Annotated in this window: 17 protein-coding genes; 7 read left to right on the top strand and 10 right to left on the bottom strand. The window is 69.0% G+C overall.

Going from position 1 to position 16,438, the window contains the following annotated elements; all coding sequences use genetic code 11:
• Positions 1 to 5: 5 nt before the first annotated feature.
• Positions 6 to 1,820, bottom strand: a complete 1,815-nt coding sequence (locus ACFVAE_RS16915) for an ABC-F family ATP-binding cassette domain-containing protein (protein ID WP_378894697.1) — start codon at positions 1,818 to 1,820, stop codon at positions 6 to 8.
• 45 nt (positions 1,821 to 1,865) lie between these two features.
• On the opposite strand from ACFVAE_RS16915, the gene ACFVAE_RS16910 reads away from it, so the two are divergent.
• Positions 1,866 to 2,357, top strand: coding sequence for a nucleoside deaminase (locus ACFVAE_RS16910; protein ID WP_378894695.1), 492 nt, complete (start codon positions 1,866 to 1,868; stop codon positions 2,355 to 2,357).
• Positions 2,358 to 2,360: 3 nt separating this feature from the next.
• On the opposite strand, the gene ACFVAE_RS16905 is transcribed toward ACFVAE_RS16910, so the two are convergent.
• Genes ACFVAE_RS16905 through rsmA form a run of 3 tightly spaced genes read right to left on the bottom strand, consistent with a single transcriptional unit; the run spans position 2,361 to position 5,240 of the window.
• Positions 2,361 to 3,293: a 4-(cytidine 5'-diphospho)-2-C-methyl-D-erythritol kinase gene (locus ACFVAE_RS16905; RefSeq protein WP_378894693.1), complete on the bottom strand. Its 933-nt coding sequence runs from the start codon at positions 3,291 to 3,293 to the stop codon at positions 2,361 to 2,363.
• A 7-nt stretch (positions 3,294 to 3,300) separates the two neighbouring features.
• On the bottom strand, positions 3,301 to 4,365 hold the full coding sequence (gene mgrA / locus ACFVAE_RS16900) for an L-glyceraldehyde 3-phosphate reductase (RefSeq protein ID WP_378894691.1): 1,065 nt from the start codon (positions 4,363 to 4,365) through the stop codon (positions 3,301 to 3,303).
• Positions 4,366 to 4,397: 32 nt separating this feature from the next.
• Complete coding sequence (rsmA, locus tag ACFVAE_RS16895; protein WP_378894688.1) at positions 4,398 to 5,240, bottom strand: 16S rRNA (adenine(1518)-N(6)/adenine(1519)-N(6))-dimethyltransferase RsmA; 843 nt, start codon at positions 5,238 to 5,240, stop codon at positions 4,398 to 4,400.
• Between the two features lie 35 nt (positions 5,241 to 5,275).
• Between rsmA and ACFVAE_RS16890 the strand changes: the two genes are divergently transcribed.
• Complete coding sequence (locus tag ACFVAE_RS16890) at positions 5,276 to 6,559, top strand: MFS transporter (protein ID WP_378894686.1); 1,284 nt, start codon at positions 5,276 to 5,278, stop codon at positions 6,557 to 6,559.
• Here ACFVAE_RS16890 and ACFVAE_RS16885 read toward each other — a convergent pair.
• Positions 6,556 to 7,134 (bottom strand): GNAT family N-acetyltransferase, encoded by a 579-nt coding sequence (locus ACFVAE_RS16885; RefSeq protein ID WP_378894683.1) that lies wholly within the window; start codon positions 7,132 to 7,134, stop codon positions 6,556 to 6,558. The genes ACFVAE_RS16890 and ACFVAE_RS16885 overlap by 4 nt on opposite strands.
• A 63-nt stretch (positions 7,135 to 7,197) precedes the next feature.
• Between ACFVAE_RS16885 and ACFVAE_RS16880 the strand changes: the two genes are divergently transcribed.
• Entirely contained in the window at positions 7,198 to 8,664 is a 1,467-nt protein-coding gene (locus ACFVAE_RS16880; protein ID WP_378894680.1) for a sugar porter family MFS transporter, read from the top strand.
• On the opposite strand, the gene ACFVAE_RS16875 is transcribed toward ACFVAE_RS16880, so the two are convergent.
• Genes ACFVAE_RS16875 through metG form a run of 3 tightly spaced genes read right to left on the bottom strand, consistent with a single transcriptional unit; the run spans position 8,653 to position 11,458 of the window.
• Positions 8,653 to 9,528, bottom strand: a complete 876-nt coding sequence (locus tag ACFVAE_RS16875) for a TatD family hydrolase (RefSeq protein ID WP_378894677.1) — start codon at positions 9,526 to 9,528, stop codon at positions 8,653 to 8,655. The genes ACFVAE_RS16880 and ACFVAE_RS16875 overlap by 12 nt on opposite strands.
• Entirely contained in the window at positions 9,528 to 9,848 is a 321-nt protein-coding gene (locus tag ACFVAE_RS16870; RefSeq protein ID WP_378894674.1) for a hypothetical protein, read from the bottom strand. The genes ACFVAE_RS16875 and ACFVAE_RS16870 overlap by 1 nt, the downstream gene beginning before the upstream one ends.
• A 35-nt stretch (positions 9,849 to 9,883) precedes the next feature.
• A complete protein-coding gene (gene metG / locus ACFVAE_RS16865) occupies positions 9,884 to 11,458 on the bottom strand; it encodes a methionine--tRNA ligase (RefSeq protein ID WP_378894671.1) in 1,575 nt (524 codons plus the stop codon).
• A gap of 208 nt (positions 11,459 to 11,666) precedes the next feature.
• Here metG and ACFVAE_RS16860 point away from each other — a divergent pair, with 208 nt between their 5' ends.
• Positions 11,667 to 11,936: a hypothetical protein gene (locus tag ACFVAE_RS16860; RefSeq protein ID WP_378894668.1), complete on the top strand. Its 270-nt coding sequence runs from the start codon at positions 11,667 to 11,669 to the stop codon at positions 11,934 to 11,936.
• Positions 11,937 to 11,953: 17 nt separating this feature from the next.
• Here ACFVAE_RS16860 and ACFVAE_RS16855 read toward each other — a convergent pair whose 3' ends face one another.
• Complete coding sequence (locus ACFVAE_RS16855; protein WP_378894665.1) at positions 11,954 to 12,565, bottom strand: class I SAM-dependent methyltransferase; 612 nt, start codon at positions 12,563 to 12,565, stop codon at positions 11,954 to 11,956.
• 7 nt (positions 12,566 to 12,572) lie between these two features.
• Complete coding sequence (gene rsmI, locus ACFVAE_RS16850) at positions 12,573 to 13,394, bottom strand: 16S rRNA (cytidine(1402)-2'-O)-methyltransferase (RefSeq protein WP_378894662.1); 822 nt, start codon at positions 13,392 to 13,394, stop codon at positions 12,573 to 12,575.
• Between the two features lie 22 nt (positions 13,395 to 13,416).
• Between rsmI and corA the strand changes: the two genes are divergently transcribed.
• The 3 genes from corA to ACFVAE_RS16835 are packed head-to-tail and all read left to right on the top strand — an operon-like array spanning position 13,417 to position 16,436.
• Positions 13,417 to 14,394, top strand: a complete 978-nt coding sequence (gene corA, locus ACFVAE_RS16845) for a magnesium/cobalt transporter CorA (RefSeq protein WP_378894659.1) — start codon at positions 13,417 to 13,419, stop codon at positions 14,392 to 14,394.
• 9 nt (positions 14,395 to 14,403) lie between these two features.
• A complete protein-coding gene (locus tag ACFVAE_RS16840) occupies positions 14,404 to 15,957 on the top strand; it encodes a dolichyl-phosphate-mannose--protein mannosyltransferase (RefSeq protein ID WP_378894656.1) in 1,554 nt (517 codons plus the stop codon).
• A gap of 32 nt (positions 15,958 to 15,989) precedes the next feature.
• Positions 15,990 to 16,436, top strand: coding sequence for a GNAT family N-acetyltransferase (locus ACFVAE_RS16835; protein WP_378894653.1), 447 nt, complete (start codon positions 15,990 to 15,992; stop codon positions 16,434 to 16,436).
• Positions 16,437 to 16,438: the final 2 nt, after the last annotated feature.

Here is a 16,438-nt window from a genome sequence, read left to right as displayed (position 1 = left end):
GGCGCTCAGCCGAGCTGCTCGGTGAGCTCGAACCAGCGCAGCTCGAGTTCCTCGACCTCGTCCTGCTGGGTCTGGATGGCCTTCATCTTCTCGCCGAGACCTGCGTAGTCGGACTGGTCATGATCGGCGAGGGCGTGCTTCGCCCTGTCGATGTCGCCGTTCAGCTTCTGCATCTTGCGCTCGAGCGCGGCCAGCTCCTTCTCGGCGGCGCGGCGGGCTGCGCCGTCGAGCCCCGGAGCCGTCGCAGCGGCGGGCGCGGAAGGGGCCGAGGCATCCGTCCGCTCCTGCGCGGCGCGCAGCCGAAGGTACTCGTCCACTCCGCCCGGCAGGTGCCGCAGGTGCCGGTCGAGGATCGCGTACTGCTGATCGGTCACGCGCTCCAGGAAGTACCGGTCGTGGCTGACCACGAGCAGCGTGCCCGGCCAGGAGTCGAGGAGATCCTCGATCGCGGCGAGCATGTCGGTGTCCATGTCGTTGGTGGGCTCGTCGAGGATCAGCACGTTGGGCTGGTCGAGCAGCACGAGCAGCAGCTGCAGGCGGCGCTGCTGGCCACCGGAGAGGTCCTTCACCGGCGTGGACAGCTGGGCCGAGGTGAATCCGAGACGCTCCAGCAGCTGGCCGGGAGTGAGGTCCTGCGCCTTCGAGCCGGTGCCGAACGTGTACGAGGTCCGAAGACCGTTGATCACCGTGCGGACCGGGTCGTTCCAGTGCTGGTCGAGCTCGTCGAGCCGCTGCGTGAGCGTGCGCACCTGCACGGTCTTGCCGTGCTTGACCCGCCCGCTGGTGGGCTGCACGGCACCCGAGATCAGGCCGAGCAGCGTGGACTTGCCCGCGCCGTTCACCCCGAGGATGCCGGTGCGCTCTCCCGGTGCGATGCGCCACTCGACGTCCTTGAGCACCTCTTTCATCTCGGCCCCTGAGCTCGACGAAGGGTAGGCGACCCCGGCGTCCAGCAGGTCGACGACGTCCTTGCCGAGGCGCGAGACGGCCAGCGACTGCAACGACACCGAGTCGCGGATCGGTGGCACATCGGCGATCAGCTCGTTGGCGGCATCGATGCGGAACTTCGGCTTGCTGGTGCGAGCGGGAGCGCCCCGGCGCAGCCAGGCGAGCTCCTTGCGCGCCAGGTTCTGCCGCTTGGCCTCGGATGCCGCCGCCATCCGATCGCGCTCCACGCGCTGCAGGATGTAGGCGGCGTAGCCGCCCTCGAACGGCTCGACGATCCGGTCGTGCACCTCCCAGGTGGCGTTGCAGACCTCGTCGAGGAACCAGCGGTCGTGGGTCACGACCAGCAGCGCGCCGGAGTTCTTCGCCCACCGGTTCTTCAGATGCTCGGCCAGCCAGGTGATCGCCTCGACGTCGAGGTGGTTGGTGGGCTCGTCGAGGAAGAGCACGTCCCAGTCGCCGGCGAGCAGTCTGGCGAGCGACACGCGGCGGCGCTGGCCGCCGCTCAGCGAAGCGACGGGAGTGTCCCAGCCGAGGTCGGCCACGAGGCCCGAGATCACGTCGCGGATGCGAGCGTCCCCGGCCCACTCGTGCTCAGGAGTGTCCCCCACGACGGCGAAGCCCACGGTGAGCGCGTCATCGAGGGTGTCGGCCTGGTCGAGGCGGCCGATCGTCGTTCCGCCGCGCACGGTCACCCGGCCGGCATCCGGTTCGCGGAGTCCCGCGAGCATGCCGAGCAGGCTCGACTTGCCGTCGCCGTTGCGACCCACGATGCCGATGCGGTCGCCCTCCTCCACGCCGAGCGTGACGGAGTCGAAGACGACGCGGGTGGGGTACTCGAGATGCAGGCCTTCGGCCCCGAGGAGATGTGCCATGTCCCTTCAAGGCTAGTGCCGCGCGGGTGTGACTACGCTCGGAGCATGACCGCGTTCTACTCCCCCACCGAGACCGAGTCCGCGCTGCTGCGCCGCTGCGTCGACCTCGCCGCCGAGGCGCTGGACGACGGCGACGAGCCGTTCGGGTCACTCATCGCGGATGCCGAGGGCACCGTGCTGTTCGAGGACCGCAACCGGGTGAAGGACGGTGACGCCACCCGGCATCCGGAGTTCGAGATCGCCCGCTGGGCGGCGGAGAACCTCACGCCGGAGCAGCGCGCCACGGCCGTGACCTTCACCTCGGGCGAGCACTGCCCGATGTGCTCGGCCGCGCATGCCTGGGTCGGGCTGGGCCGGATCGTCTACGCCACAGGCACCGTGCAGCTGGTGGGCTGGCTCGCCGAATGGGGCGTGCCGTCCGGTCCGGTCTCCCCGCTGCCGATCAACGCCGTGGCGCCCGGTATCGAGGTCGCGGGCCCCGTCGCCGAGTTCGCCGACGAGGTCAAGGCTCTGCACGCCCGGATGCGGGGACTGTGACCCTCAGGACATGATGCGGGCGCCGGGCACGGCGCCGTGCACGTGCAGGGCCTCCCGGCCGATCGCGAGCAGCTCGTCCTGCACGGCGCGCGCAGCGTCCGGTCCTGCGCAGAGGAAGGCGATGGTAGGGCCCGAGCCCGAGACGATGCCCGTCAGCGCGCCGGCACGCACGCCCTCCGCGAGGATGTGATCCAGCAGGGGGCGCTCGGCGACGGCGGCCGGCTCCAGGTCGTTGATCATGCCAGGGGCGAGTGCGAGCGGGTCGCCCGCGCGCAGCGCCTGGAGCACGGCGACGGGAACGTCGAGCGACAGCGGGGGGTCGTCGGCGAGTGCGCCGACCGTGGCACGCTGCTCGTCGAGGCGGCCGTAGATCGCCGGGGTCGAGAGCCCCTCGGCGCTGGGCACGAGCACCCAGTCGAAGCGGCCCGGGGCGAGCGCCGGCGTCAGCTGCTCGCCGCGGCCTGTGCCCACGGCGGTGCCGCCGTGCAGCGCGAACGGCACGTCGGCGCCCAGACGGGATGCCAGGTCGTGCAGGGCGTGCGGCCCGAGCTCCGTACCCCAGAGCGCGTCGCAGGCGACCAGTGCTGCTGCGGCATCCGCCGATCCACCGCCCATTCCGCCGGCGACCGGGACGCTCTTGCGCAGGTGCAGGGCGACGCCGTCGGTGACGCCGGCGGCCTGCGCGACCAGCTTCGCAGCGCGCATCGCGAGATTGCGGTCGTCCAGCGGCACGGTGCTCGCGTCGACATCGCCCGACACCGTCAGCGAGAAATCGGATGCCGGTGACGCGTAGACGTCCTCGTACAGCGAGACCGCCTGGAACACGGTCGCGAGGGCGTGGTAGCCGTCATCGCGGCGCGCGCCGACTCCGAGGTAGATGTTGATCTTGCCCGGAGCGCGCACATGCACGGCATCCGAGCGCGCCGCGAGACTCATCGCGGGCTCACAGGTCCGACGAGACGGACCAGAGGTTCACGTCGATGCCGTTCGCGAGAGCGTCCACGCGCGCAAGCTCCTCGGAGGTGAAGGCCGGCCCGCTCACCGCCGCGAGGTTCTCGTCGAGCTGCTCCGGCCGCGAGGCGCCGATCAGCGCGGACGCGACGACCGGGTCGCGCAGAGTCCACTGCAGCGCGAACTGCGCGAGCGTCTGCCCGCGCTCGACCGCGATGTCGTTGAGCCCGCGCAGCACTGCGAGCCCCTGCTCGGAGACCGGCCCGTCGGGAAGCGACCCGCGCTTCTGCGCGCGCTCGGCGGTGCCGTCGGCGAGGTACTTGCCGGTCAGCAGGCCCTGCGCGAGCGGCGTGAACGCGATCGCGCCGAGTCCCTCGGAGCGCAGCGTGTCGGTGAGTCCGTCCTCGATCCAGCGGTTGAGGATCGAGTACGACGGCTGGTGGATGACCAGCGGAGTGCCCAGTTCGCGAGCGACGGCCGTTGCTGCGGCGGTGCGCTCTGCGGAGTACGACGAGATGCCCACGTAGAGGGCCTTGCCCTGGCGCACCAGGGTGTCCAGGGCGCCGACGGTCTCCTCCACCGGGGTGTCGGGGTCGACACGGTGCGAGTAGAAGATGTCGACGTAGTCCAGGCCCATCCGCGTCAGGGACTGCTCGGCGCTGGCGATGATGTACTTGCGGCTGCCGAGATACCCGTACGGGCCCTGCCACATGTCCCAGCCGGCCTTCGACGAGATGATCAGCTCGTCACGGTAGGGCTTCAGGTCCTCGGCGAGGATGCGGCCGAAGTTCTTCTCCGCCGACCCGGGAGGAGGTCCGTAGTTGTTGGCCAGGTCGAAGTGCGTGATGCCGCTGTCGAACGCGTGCCGCAGCAGCGCACGCTGGTTGTCGAGCGGGATGTTGTCGCCGAAGTTCCACCACAGGCCCAGCGAGATGGGCGGCAGGTACAGCCCTGAGGTGCCGACCTGGCGGTAGCCCACCTTGTCGTAGCGGTCCGGATCAGCGGCGTAAGGACGGTGCAGATCGGGGGTGCGCGGGAGCATTCGCGGCTCGGTCATCCAGCCAGGTTACCGGCTCGGCGACCGCGCTCTCAGCCGGCGGCGAGCGCGACGCGGTGGTAGTCGTCGACCGTGAGGTCCTCGCCGCGGGAGGTCGGGGCGACGCCGGCGGACTCCAGCACGGCGGACGCATCGGCCGAGCTGCCGAAGAGTCCGGACAGCGCCTGGCGGAGCATCTTGCGGCGCTGGTTGAATGCGGCGTCCACGATCTCGAAGGTGCGGCGCCGCTCGTCCTCGGAGCCGCGCGGGTCGGCGTCCCTCTCGAACCCGACCAGCAGGCTGTCGACGTTCGGCACGGGCCAGAACACCTGCCGCGAGACCGTGCCGCGCAGGTTCCACGGGCCGTACCAGGCGGCCTTGACGCTGGGGGCTCCGTAGATCTTCGATCCCGGCTTCGCGGCGAGGCGCTCCGCCACCTCGGCCTGCACCATGACGACGCCACGCGCGATGCCGGGGAAGGTCTCGAGGAAGTGCAGCAGCACGGGGACCGACACGTTGTAGGGCAGGTTGGCGACCAGCACCTCGGGGTCGCCCGGCAGCTCGGTCACGCGGAGGGCGTCCGCGTCGACGACGGTGAGCGCACCGTCGGGCACGCCCTGCTCTCGCGCGGTCTGCGGCAGCCGCTCGGCGAGACGGTGGTCGATCTCGACGGCGGTGACGGATGCCCCGGTCTCGAGGATCGCGAGGGTCAGGGAGCCGAGGCCGGGGCCGATCTCGACGACCCGCTCCCCCGCCTGCACCGACGCGGCGTGCACGATCTTGCGCACGGTGTTCGCGTCGACGACGAAGTTCTGCCCCAGCTTCTTGGTCGGGGTGACGTCGAGCTCGGCGGCGAGGCGGCGGATGTCGGCGGCGCCGAGCAGGGAGACGGTCATGCGTCCATTCTCGCGTATCCCCGTAGGATCATGCGGTGACCTCCCTCGGCGAACTGATCGCACCCCGCCGCCTGGGCACAGACTTCCGCTGGCTGATGTCCGCGGCCTGGACGAGCAACATCGGCGACGGCATCGCCCTCGCCGCCTCCCCGCTGCTGATCGCCTCGATGACGTCGTCGCCGATCCTGGTGGCATCCGGGGCGATGCTGCAGTTCCTACCCTGGCTGCTGTTCGGCCTGCACGCCGGTGCGATCGCCGATCGCGTGGAGCGACGGATGCTGGTGATGCTGGCCAACGGCATCCGGTCGGTGGTCGTGCTCGCGCTGGTGTTCTTCCTGGTCACCGGCACCGCGAACGTCTGGATCGTCCTGGCGGTCTCGTTCCTGTACGGCACGGCCGAGGTGTTCGCCGACACCACCAGCGGCACGCTGCTGCCGATGATGGTGAAGCCGGCCGACCTCGGCATCGGCAACGCCCGTCTGCAGGCCGGGTTCCTCGTCGCGAACCAGCTCGCCGGCCCTCCGCTGGGCGCGTTCCTCTTCGCCATCGGGTCGTTCTGGCCGTTCCTGCTGCAGGTGCTGTGCGTGTCGCTGGCCGTGCTGCTCGTCTCGCGGATCGCCCGGCAGCCGGTGCCGGCGCGCCCTTCGTCGGGCTCAGGGACCGAGGCGGATGCCGGGAAGACCCACATCCGGCACGACATCGCGGAGGGTCTCCGCTGGGCGTGGCACAACAAGCCGGTGCGCACCCTGATCGCCATCATCCTGCTGTTCAACGTGACCTGGGCGGCGCCGTGGGGCGTGCTCGTGCTGTACGCGACCGAGCACCTCGGGATGGGACCCGTCGGCTACGGCGCTCTGACCACTGCCTCCGCACTCGGCGGCCTGATCGCCACGGCGAGCTTCGGCTGGCTGGAGCGGCATGTGTCGTTCGCGACTCTGATGCGCGTGTGCCTGACGCTCGAGGTACTGATGCACCTGGCCATGGCGCTCACCACGACGGGCTGGGTCGCACTGGTGATCCTGTTCGTGTTCGGCGCCTACGCGTTCGTCTGGGGCACGATCTCGACCACCGTCCGGCAGCGACTGGTGCCGCATGAACTGCAGGGCAGGGTCGGCTCGGTGAACATGGTCGGAGTGTTCGGCGGCATGGTGCTGGGGCAGGCGCTCGGCGGCGTCATCGCACAGTTGTGGGGCCCGACTGCTCCGTGGTGGTTCGCGTTCGCCGGTGCGGCGCTCACCCTCGTGCTGATGTGGCGCTCGATCGGCCACGTCGCCGCCGCTCCCCCGGTGATCGATGCGGAGCCGTCGGCAGAGGTCTAACCGAGCCGGGCATCCAGTCCATTGCGCACAGCGGGCCACTCGTGCGGAAGGATCGAATACGCGGCGGTGTCGCGCAGCGATCCGTCCGGCATGATCCGGTGGTTGCGCAGAATGCCGTCGAGCCTGGCACCCAGGCGCTCGATAGCCGCGCGCGACTGTCTGTTGTGGAAGTGCGTCAGCAGCGAGACGGCGATCGCATCGCAGGTGTCGAAGGCGTGCGCGAGCATCAGGCGCTTCATCGCGGGGTTGACCTCAGTGCGATGCGCGGAGGTTCCGAGCCAGGTGTAGCCGATCTCGACACGCCGGTTGGGCTGGTCGATGTTGCAGTACGTCGTCGTGCCGACGACCGTGCCGGTGGCGAGACGACGCACGGCGAAGGGATTCATCATTCCCGCTTCGCGGAGTGCGAGTCGTCGATCGATCTCAGCGGGAACGTCACCGGGGGCGGGGATCGACGTGTACCAGGCGTTCGTGATCGTCGCGGCAGCGGCGGCCAGGTCATCCGCGTGTTCCTGTCCGAGCGGCTCCAGCCGCACGAAGTCGTCCTGCAGGGTGATCTCGTCGAGGAAGCGCACCCGATCAGACTAGTGGCGCGCTGATGCGGCACTCGACGCGCGTGCCTGAGTATCCTGACTCGCATGAGCGCCTCGGATGCGGTACCCACAGGTTCCTTCACACTGCGCGGCCCATACGGCCGCCGCGCGATCGGACTCTCCGTCGCAGCCGCGGTCGGAGGCTTCCTGTTCGGCTTCGACTCGTCGGTGATCAACGGCGCCGTCGACTCGATCCAGCACGACTTCGCCTTGAACTCGGTCGTCACCGGATTCGTGGTCGCGATCGCGCTGCTCGGGTGCGCCGCAGGAGCGATCATCGCCGGCAACCTCGCCGACCGGTGGGGACGCCTGCGGGTGATGTTCCTCGGCGCCATCATGTTCTTCGTCAGCTCGCTCGGCTCGGGCCTCGCCTTCGCCGTCTGGGACCTCGCCCTGTGGCGGGTGATCGGCGGGCTCGGCATCGGCATCGCTTCTGTGGTGGCACCGGCGTACATCGCCGAGATCGCGCCGAGGCAGATCCGCGGCGGGCTGGCCTCGCTGCAGCAGTTGGCGATCACGTTCGGCATCTTCGTCGCGCTGCTGTCCGACGCCCTGCTCGCCTGGTCGGCCGGCACCGCCGACAGCCCGCTCTGGTTCGGGCTGGACGCCTGGCGGTGGATGTTCATCGTCGGCGTCATCCCCGCCGCGGTCTACGGAATCCTGTCGTTCACGGTGCCCGAGTCGCCGCGCTACCTGATCGCCAAGGGGCGGTCGGACGAGGCTCGGGCGATCTTCGCGCGGCTGGTGCCGCCGGTCGATCTCGACAAGACCATGAACGAGCTGACCTCGGCCATCGAGACCGATCGCCGCAACGCCGGTGTCTCGCTGCGCGGCAAGGCCCTCGGGCTGCAGCCGATCGTGTGGGTCGGCATCATCCTCTCGACGTTCCAGCAGTTCGTCGGCATCAACGTGATCTTCTACTACTCGACCACGCTCTGGCGGTCCGTCGGCTTCGCCGAGAGCGACTCCTTCGGGATCAGCGTCATCACGGGCATCGTCAACGTGCTGGTCACGCTCATCGCGATCTTCCTTGTCGACAGGGTCGGCCGCAAGCCGATCCTGCTGACCGGTTCAGCGATCATGACGGTCGCGCTCGGCACGATGGCCCTGTGCTTCGCGTTCTCGGTGACCGGCGCCGACGGTGCGGTCACGCTGCCGGCGCCGTGGGGGCCGATCGCTCTGGTGGCGGCGAACCTGTTCGTGGTCGGCTTCGGTGCATCGTGGGGACCGATCGTGTGGGTGCTGCTCGGCGAGATCTTCCCCAGCCGCATCCGCGGAAAGGCGCTCGGCGTCGCAGCGGGGGCGCAGTGGATCGCGAACTTCCTCATCACCGTCAGCTTCCCGGCGATGTCGGCCTGGTCTCTGCCCCTCACCTACGGCATGTACGCGCTGTTCGCCGCCCTGTCGTTCCTGTTCGTGATGTGGCGCATCCCCGAGACCAAGGGCATGGAGCTCGAGCAGACCGAGACCCTGTTCGTCAATCCGAAGAGGATCGCGTCATCACTCGAATGAGCCGTACACCTCGAGCGTGTTCGCGGCCAGCTGCGCGCACAGCTCGTCGACGTCGACGTCGAGTTCGGCTGCCATGAAGCGCACCGTGAGCGGCACCAGGTAGGGGGCGTTGGGGCGGCCGCGCAGCGGCACCGGCGTCAGGAACGGAGCATCCGTCTCGACGAGGATGCGCTCCAGCGGTGCCACGTGCAGCGCATCGCGCAGGTTCTGAGCGTTCTTGAACGTGACGTTGCCCGCGAAGGACAGCCAGTAACCGGCATCCGCCGCCACCCGCGCCATCGCGTCGTCGCCGGAGAAGCAGTGGAACACCGTGCGGTCAGGAGCACCGACGCGCGCGAGCGTCTCGAGCACGTCGTCGTGGGCGTCGCGGTCGTGGATCTGCATCGCGATGCCGTGCTTCTTGGCGAGCGCGATGTGCGCCTCGAAGGATTCGTGCTGCGCAGGCCTGCCCTGTTCCTCGGTGCGGAAGTAGTCCAGCCCGGTCTCGCCGATCGCCCTGGTGCGCGGATGCGCCGCGAGCTCGTCGATCACCGCGATCGCCTCGTCCAGGCGGCCCTCGGCGGCATAGACGGGTGCGTCGTTCGGGTGGATCGCGACAGCGGCGAGCACCCGGGCATCCTGCTCGGCGGCGGCGACCGCCCAGCGCGAGGACTCGATGTCACCCGAAGCCTGCACGACACCGGCGATGCCGACGGCGGCGGCCCGATCGAGCTGCTCCATCAGCGACAGCGGCTCGTCGCCGTCGGTGATCTCCAGATGCGCGTGATTGTCGTACACCGGCACGGTGAGCGGCTCGGGCGCGGGCGGATAGCGCAGATCCTTGCGTCCGTCGGTCGACCGTTCCTTCACGTATGTGTCAGCCATCACAGTGCCGCGGTGAGCTTTTCCGTGAGCTTCTTCGCGGCCTTCTCGTTCTTGGGGCCATCCATCAGCGCCGTCGGCCGGTTGTGGTGGGTGTTCAGCACGAGCTCGATGTGGCTGCCCTGCGCGGCGGGCGTGATCGTGACCGCGCCCTCGAGCTCCCACGACAGCATCGTCTTGCGCGTGACGAACCAGATGGTCAGGCCGTCCGGCGTCTTCTGCGCGATCGTGCACTTCTCGCCCAGCAGGAACTGCTCGACCTTCGCGGCGACATCGGCGGGCGCGCCCGCGACATCCGCACTGGTGCGTGCTTCAGAGCTCATGTTCTCCCTCACGTGGTGCCGGAGTCCGGCGGGGGTCAGACGGTCTGCTCGACGCGCGGGAACAGCGGTGCCAGCGCGCTCACCTGGGAGCCCGGCTGCAGGATGCCCCACGCACCGGCTTCGCGGATCGGCTGCGCCGTGAGCGCGCCGAGCGACTCGGCGCCCAGCGCCGCCCAGAGCTTCTGGGTGGACTGCGGCATCACCGGCGAGAGCAGCACGGCGAGGGCCCGGAGGCCCTCAGCGCAGGTGTAGAGCACGGTCGCAAGACGATCGCGCTTCTCCTCGTCGCGGGCCAGAGCCCACGGCTCGTTCTCGGTGATGTAGCCGTTCAGCTCGTCGACGATCGTCCAGATCGCGCGGATGCCCTCGTCGATGCGGAAGCTGTCGATCGCGGCATCCGCGTTCTTCGCGGCCTCGGCCACGATCTTCTGCACGGCGAGATCCTGCTCGGTGTACTCGGAGGGCGCGGGAACGACGCCCTCGAAGTACTTCTCGATCATCGCGATCGTGCGGGATGCCAGGTTGCCGAAGCCGTTCGCGAGCTCGGCCTGGTACCGGGCGGAGAGGTCCTCCCACGAGAACGAGCCGTCCTGACCGAACGCGATCGCCGACAGGAAGTAGAACCGGTACGCGTCCGAGCCGAACACATCGGTGATCTCGGTCGGCGCGATGCCGGTGAGCTTCGACTTCGACATCTTCTCGCCGCCGACCAGCAGCCACCCGTGCGCGAACACGCCCTTGGGCACGTCGAGCCCGGCAGCCATCAGCATGGCCGGCCAGATCACGGCGTGGAAGCGCAGGATGTCCTTGCCGACCACGTGGTAGCCGGGCCAGCGGCGGTCGAAGGTCGCCTGATCGGAGCCGTAGCCGATCGCCGTGGCGTAGTTCAGCAGCGCATCGACCCACACGTAGATGACGTGCGACTCGTCCCAGGGCAGCGGGATGCCCCAGTCGAAGGTCGACCGGGAGATCGACAGGTCCTTCAGCCCCTGGCTGACGAACGAGACGACCTCGTTGCGCGCAGAGTCGGGACGCACGAAGTCGGGCTCGGTCTTGTAGAGCTCGAGCAGGCGGTCCTGGAACTCGCTGAGCTTGAAGAAGTAGTTCTTCTCCTGCAGCAGCTCGAGCGGCTTGGAGTGGATCGCGCAGACCTTCAGGCCCTCGAAAGGACCCGTGCCGTCGACGATCTCGGACTCGGGCTTGAACTCCTCACAGCCCACGCAGTACAGCGCCTCGTACTCGCCGGCGTAGATGTAGCCCGCGTCGTACAGCCTCTGGAAGAAGACCTGCACGTTCTTCTCATGCCGCTCCTGCGTGGTGCGGATGAAGTCGTCGTTGGCGACGTCGAGCGTCTTCAGCAGCGGGAACCACGACTCGGTGACGAGCTTGTCCACCCACTCCTGCGGCGTGACGTTGTTCGCGGCCGCCGCCCGCAGCATCTTCTGACCGTGCTCGTCCGTGCCGGTGAGCATCCACGTGTCGTCCCCCGCCTGGCGGTGCCAGCGCGCGAGAGTGTCGACGGCGACGGACGTGTAGCCGTGGCCGATGTGCGGCACGTCGCTGGGGTAGTAGATCGGCGTGGTGATGTAGAACGATTCGCCTGCGGGCATGCGTTCGATTCTAGGGCGGATGGGCAAGAGTCTTGGCCCTGTGACCGAGGAGCGGATGTCGGAGGGCGCGCGCACCGGGACGTTCCCTGCGCTCGCAGAGCGTGGCCCCTCCCCTTCGCTCCTCCCCGATGCTCGCTTCGGGAACGTCCCGGCCCGCTCGAGCTTCTGGGGTTGCCCCGGCGTGCGTTCGGGGGTTGGGTATGGGGGTATGGGAGCATCTGGACGGAGGCAGCCTGATCGGCTGTGGGTGTGGGTCCTGGTGCTGATCCTGGCGCCGGTCGTGGTGTTCCTGACGTTCGCAGATCAGGTGGGGCGGTGCGAGGACCCCGCACCGGGGGTGGACGCGATCGGCTGCGCGGTCGAGCCGGCTGTGGGGATGCCCGCAGCGATCGCCATCGCGATCGCGTGCCTGGTGCTGCTCGCCCTGGCCGTGATCAGAGTCATCCTGCTGTCTCTTCGCCGTGCGGGCGCCGCCTGATGGAGCTGGCGCCTCGATCAGCAGCGCGTCGCCGTGATCGCCCCGTGCGGGCGGACGCTCGGGGCACCGGACAGCCGGTTGCGGCGCTCGGACGCGACCACAGCGAATCCGCCGTCTGCAAGCAGAGCCGCGAGCGCCTCGGCCGACCAGAAATAGGCGGTCGTGACGGCGTGGGCGAAGGGCTCGCGCGGCTCGCCGTCGAAGAATCCGATCAGGATGCTGCCGCCGGGGACGAGCACGCGGGCCAGTTCCGCGAGGATCGCCGGCAAATCCTCGGGCGGAGTGTGGATGAGCGAGTACCAGGCGAGGATGCCGCCGAACGAGGCATCCTCGAAAGGAAGCTCACGGGACGAGGCGACCTGGAAGTCGATGCCGGGATGGCGCAGCCGCGCGGCCTGGACGAACTCGGGTGACAGGTCGATGCCCGCGACGTCGTGCGAGCCGTCGTTCAGGAACGCCGTCCAGAGACCCGGCCCGCAGCCGGCGTCCAGCAGCGGCCCCGGCGTCGAGTCCCGCCAGCTGCGGATCAGCTCGACGTCCGGCGCCTCCATCTGGTCGATGTCGCCGACGAGCGCGATGTACTCCGCGGCGCGGGAGTCGTAGGCGGCGGCGATCTTCGAGTCGGTCACGCGAGATTCAGGCCTTCTTCGCCGCCAGCGCCTGCTGGTACAGGTCGCGAGAGCTCAGACCGGTCGCCGCGGCGACCTCGGCGCAGGCATCCTTCAGACGCATCCCGGACGCCACGAGTGCCTGCACCTGCGCGGCAGCATCCTCTGCGGAGACGGCGACGGGCGCGGCGCCCTCGACGACCACGACGATCTCACCCTTCACACCCTGCTCCGCCCAGGCTGCCAGCTCGGATGCCGTGCCGCGGCGCACCTCCTCGTAGAGCTTGGTGAGTTCGCGGCACACGGCGATGCGGCGGTCGTCGCCGAAGGCGACGCCCATGTCGGCGAGCGAGGCGGCCAGGCGGGACGGCGACTCGAAGAACACCATCGTGCGCGGTTCCGCGGCGAGCGCGGTCAGGGAGGACCGCCGCTCCCCCGGTTTGCGCGGCAGGAAGCCCTCGAACGTGAAGCGATCCGTGGGCAGGCCCGAGATCGCCAGAGCCATCAGCACGGCGCTCGGCCCCGGAATGGCGGTCACGGTGACCCCGGCCTCTGCCGCGGCGGCGACGACCCCGTAGCCGGGGTCGCTCACTGCGGGCATCCCGGCATCGCTCACGACGACGACGTCCTGCTCCGCGGCGAGCGCGACCAGCTCAGATGCCTTCTGCTTCTCGTTGTGGTCGTGCAGCGCGATCAGTCTCGGTCGGTTGTCGATCTGCAGCGCCTGCAACAGCCGCTGCGTGGTGCGGGTGTCCTCCGCGGCGACGACCTCGGCGTTCTCGAGCACCTCGATCAGTCGCCGGGATGCATCGCCGAGATTGCCGATCGGAGTGGCCGCCAGGATGATCACCCGCCCAGCTTAGGCTGGTGCCGTGACAGCATCCGCCATCCGGATCCTCGACTCCGTCGACGCCGACGAGATCCGCGCTCTCCGTGAGCGCGGCGAGTTCTTCTGGCTCGACCTGGTCTCTCCGCCGAAGGAGGACATCGAGCGTCTCGGTGCACTCCTCGGGCTGCATCCGCTCGCCGTCGAGGACTCCGTGAAGTTCGGGCAGCGACCGAAGCTGGACACCTACGGCGACACCGCGCTGCTCGTGCTGCAGGCGGGCATCGAGGTGCAGCCGGAGCAGGAGAACGAGCATCCCCTCGAAGAGGTGCACTGCCACCTCAGCGGCGACTTCATCGTCACCGTGCACGGCGACCGTTTCACCGACCTGCAGCGCGTCAGAACCCTGCTGGAGCGCTCCCCCGCGCCGAAGTCGGAGCGGTACTACGTCTACAAGATCATCGACGTCGTGGTGGACAGCTTCTTCCCGATCCTCTCCGACCTCGATGACGAGATCAATCAGCTCGAGGACGCCATCGTCTCCGGCGCGGGCAAGGCGGAGCTCGAAGCGACGTTCCGGCTGAAACGTCTGCTGTTGAAGCTGCGCCGAGCCGTCGTGCCGATGCGGGACGTGTTCGCCCGCGAGGTCGAGGTGATCGCCGATCTCGCCGGGCTCGAGGCCGACAGCCATGACTACTTCCGCGACATCTACGACCATCTGATCCGCATCACCGACGAGCTCGACTCGTACCACGAGATGGTGTCGGGGTGCACCGACCTGTACCTGTCCACGGTCGCGAACCGGCAGGGCGAGACCTCGAAGCAGCTGGCGATCATCGCGTCGATCTTCCTGCCGCTCAGTTTTCTCACCGGGTTCTTCGGCATGAACTTCGGCTGGGAGGTCACACATCTGCTCACCGGCCCGTGGTCCTTCGTGCTGCTCGGCCTCGGCACCATGGCGATCTCCGCGGGCGGCATGTGGTGGTGGTTCCGGCACAAGGGCTGGACAGGGTCGGATGGCTAAGCTCTCAGGGTGACCGAGACCGCTCCGCTGCTGCCGCCCGTCGAGTGGCGCTCGACCCGTCTCGAAGCCCTCCGCGATCGCATCATCGCCGTACCCCGCTGGGATCGGGTGATGCGGTGGCTTCCGCCGCTGCTGGTCACCGTGCTCGCCGCCGTGCTGCGGCTGACGAACCTCGGGCATCCGAACGCGATCATGTTCGACGAGACGTACTACGTCAAGGATGCCTGGTCGCTGTGGGCGAACGGCTACGAGGCCACCTGGGGCGACGGTGCGAACGAGGCTCTGCTGAAGGGCGACACGAGTGCGCTCGGCACCGAGGGCAGCTTCGTGGTGCATCCGCCGCTGGGCAAGTGGCTCATCGCTCTGGGCATGGCTGCGTTCGGCCCAGGATCCAGCGTGGGCTGGCGCATCTCCACGGCGATCATCGGCACTCTCTCAGTGCTGCTCGTCTACCTGATCACGAAGGAGCTGACGCGCTCGCGCGTGGTCGCGACGATCGCCGGGTACCTGCTGGCGATCGACGGGATCAGCATCGTGCTGAGCCGGATCGCGCTGCTGGACGGCATCCTCACCTTCTTCGTGCTGCTGGGCTTCCTGTTCGTGCTCTACGACCGGCGACGCGCGATCCCCTACGTCGAGAAACCGGATCCCCTCGACGGCGAGCCGACGCTCGGCCGGCTGCTCTGGCGTCGGCCGTGGCTGATCGCCGCCGGCGTTGCGCTGGGCGCCGCATCCGCCGTCAAATGGTCGGGGCTGTACGTGCTCGCCGGACTCGGCATCTATGTCGTCGTCGCCGACGCGCTCGCGCGGCGGCGCGCCGGCGTCGTGTTCTGGCCGACGGATGCCGCCTTCAGGCAAGGTCCGATCTCGTTCCTGCTGATGGTGCCGGCCGCCCTGCTGACGTACCTGATCTCGTGGACCGGATGGCTGGTCACCGCGGGCGGGTACGGCCGCTCCGCGGGTGGCAACGCGCTGGCCGAGCTGTGGAAGTACCACGAGGCGATCTACGGGTTCCACGTCAACCTGCACGCCTCGCATCCGTACGCGAGCCCGGCCTGGCAGTGGCCTCTCATGATGCGCCCGACCGCGATCTGGGTCGGCAACGAACAGGGCGGATGCGGCACCGATCACTGCATCTCGGTGATCTCGTCGGTGCCGAACCCGCTGATCTGGTTCGCGGGCATGGCCGCCGCGCTCTACCTGCTGTACCGGTTCGTGCGCGGGCTGATCGACCGGCAGCCGGTAGGACCGGCGTTCACCATGCCCCTCATCGGCCTTGCCGTGACCTACGTGCCGTGGCTGCTCTACCCCGAGCGCACGATCTTCCAGTTCTACACGGTGGTGATGGTGCCGTTCGTCGTGATCGCGCTGGCCGTCGCGCTGAGATCGCTCGCCGGCAGAGCGGATGCCCCGCTGTCGCGGCGCCAGGCCGGGCAGCGCACCGTGGTCGTGTTCCTGGTCGTCGCGACGCTGCTGTCGGCGTTCTTCTATCCGGTGTGGACCGGCATGAGCGTGCCCTACGAGTTCTGGCTCGTGCACAACTGGATGCCGGGCTGGATCTGATCGATCGGGTCTGTGCCCGATAGCCTCGTCGGATGACGACGATCGCCCCCATCACGCCCGCCGACTTCGACGAGTGGCTCGCGCTGTGGAACGGATACCTGACCTTCTACGAGGCGACGCTCGATGAGCAGACGACGACTGCGACGTTCGCGCGCCTCGTCGACCCGGCATCCGGTATCCATGGCGTGCTGGCGCGCGACGACGACGGCAGGGCGATCGGTGTCGTGCACTGGCTGGCGCACCCCGCCACGTGGACGACGACCGACTACTGCTACCTCGAAGACCTGTTCGTCGCACCGGATGCTCGCGGCGCCGGTGCCGGCCGCCTGCTGATCGAGCACGTGCGGGACTGGGCCGAGCGGAACGGCTCCGCCAAGGTCTACTGGCTCACCGCTGAGACGAACGAGACGGCGCGGGGGCTCTACGACCGCGTCGCCACGCGCTCGGGCATGATCCAGTACCAGATCAAGACGACCTGAGG

The organism is Microbacterium sp. NPDC057659 (assembly GCF_042799915.1).
Lineage (GTDB): Bacteria > Actinomycetota > Actinomycetes > Actinomycetales > Microbacteriaceae > Microbacterium.
The sequence above is the reverse complement of the archived record's forward strand: the minus strand, read 5'-3'. Positions and strand labels throughout refer to the sequence as shown.

What these genes read in the sequence shown, in the direction of transcription:
- ACFVAE_RS16910 (WP_378894695.1), top strand. Translation starts at nt 1,866, where the DNA reads ATGACCGCGTTCTACTCCCCCACCGAGACCGAGTCCGCGCTGCTGCGC.
- ACFVAE_RS16860 (WP_378894668.1), top strand. Translation starts at nt 11,667, where the DNA reads ATGGGAGCATCTGGACGGAGGCAGCCTGATCGGCTGTGGGTGTGGGTC.
- ACFVAE_RS16915 (WP_378894697.1), bottom strand. Translation starts at nt 1,820, where the DNA reads ATGGCACATCTCCTCGGGGCCGAAGGCCTGCATCTCGAGTACCCCACC.
- ACFVAE_RS16875 (WP_378894677.1), bottom strand. Translation starts at nt 9,528, where the DNA reads ATGGCTGACACATACGTGAAGGAACGGTCGACCGACGGACGCAAGGAT.
- metG (WP_378894671.1), bottom strand. Translation starts at nt 11,458, where the DNA reads ATGCCCGCAGGCGAATCGTTCTACATCACCACGCCGATCTACTACCCC.
- ACFVAE_RS16880 (WP_378894680.1), top strand. Translation starts at nt 7,198, where the DNA reads ATGAGCGCCTCGGATGCGGTACCCACAGGTTCCTTCACACTGCGCGGC.
- rsmA (WP_378894688.1), bottom strand. Translation starts at nt 5,240, where the DNA reads ATGACCGTCTCCCTGCTCGGCGCCGCCGACATCCGCCGCCTCGCCGCC.
- mgrA (WP_378894691.1), bottom strand. Translation starts at nt 4,365, where the DNA reads ATGACCGAGCCGCGAATGCTCCCGCGCACCCCCGATCTGCACCGTCCT.
- ACFVAE_RS16870 (WP_378894674.1), bottom strand. Translation starts at nt 9,848, where the DNA reads ATGAGCTCTGAAGCACGCACCAGTGCGGATGTCGCGGGCGCGCCCGCC.
- ACFVAE_RS16835 (WP_378894653.1), top strand. Translation starts at nt 15,990, where the DNA reads ATGACGACGATCGCCCCCATCACGCCCGCCGACTTCGACGAGTGGCTC.
- ACFVAE_RS16905 (WP_378894693.1), bottom strand. Translation starts at nt 3,293, where the DNA reads ATGAGTCTCGCGGCGCGCTCGGATGCCGTGCATGTGCGCGCTCCGGGC.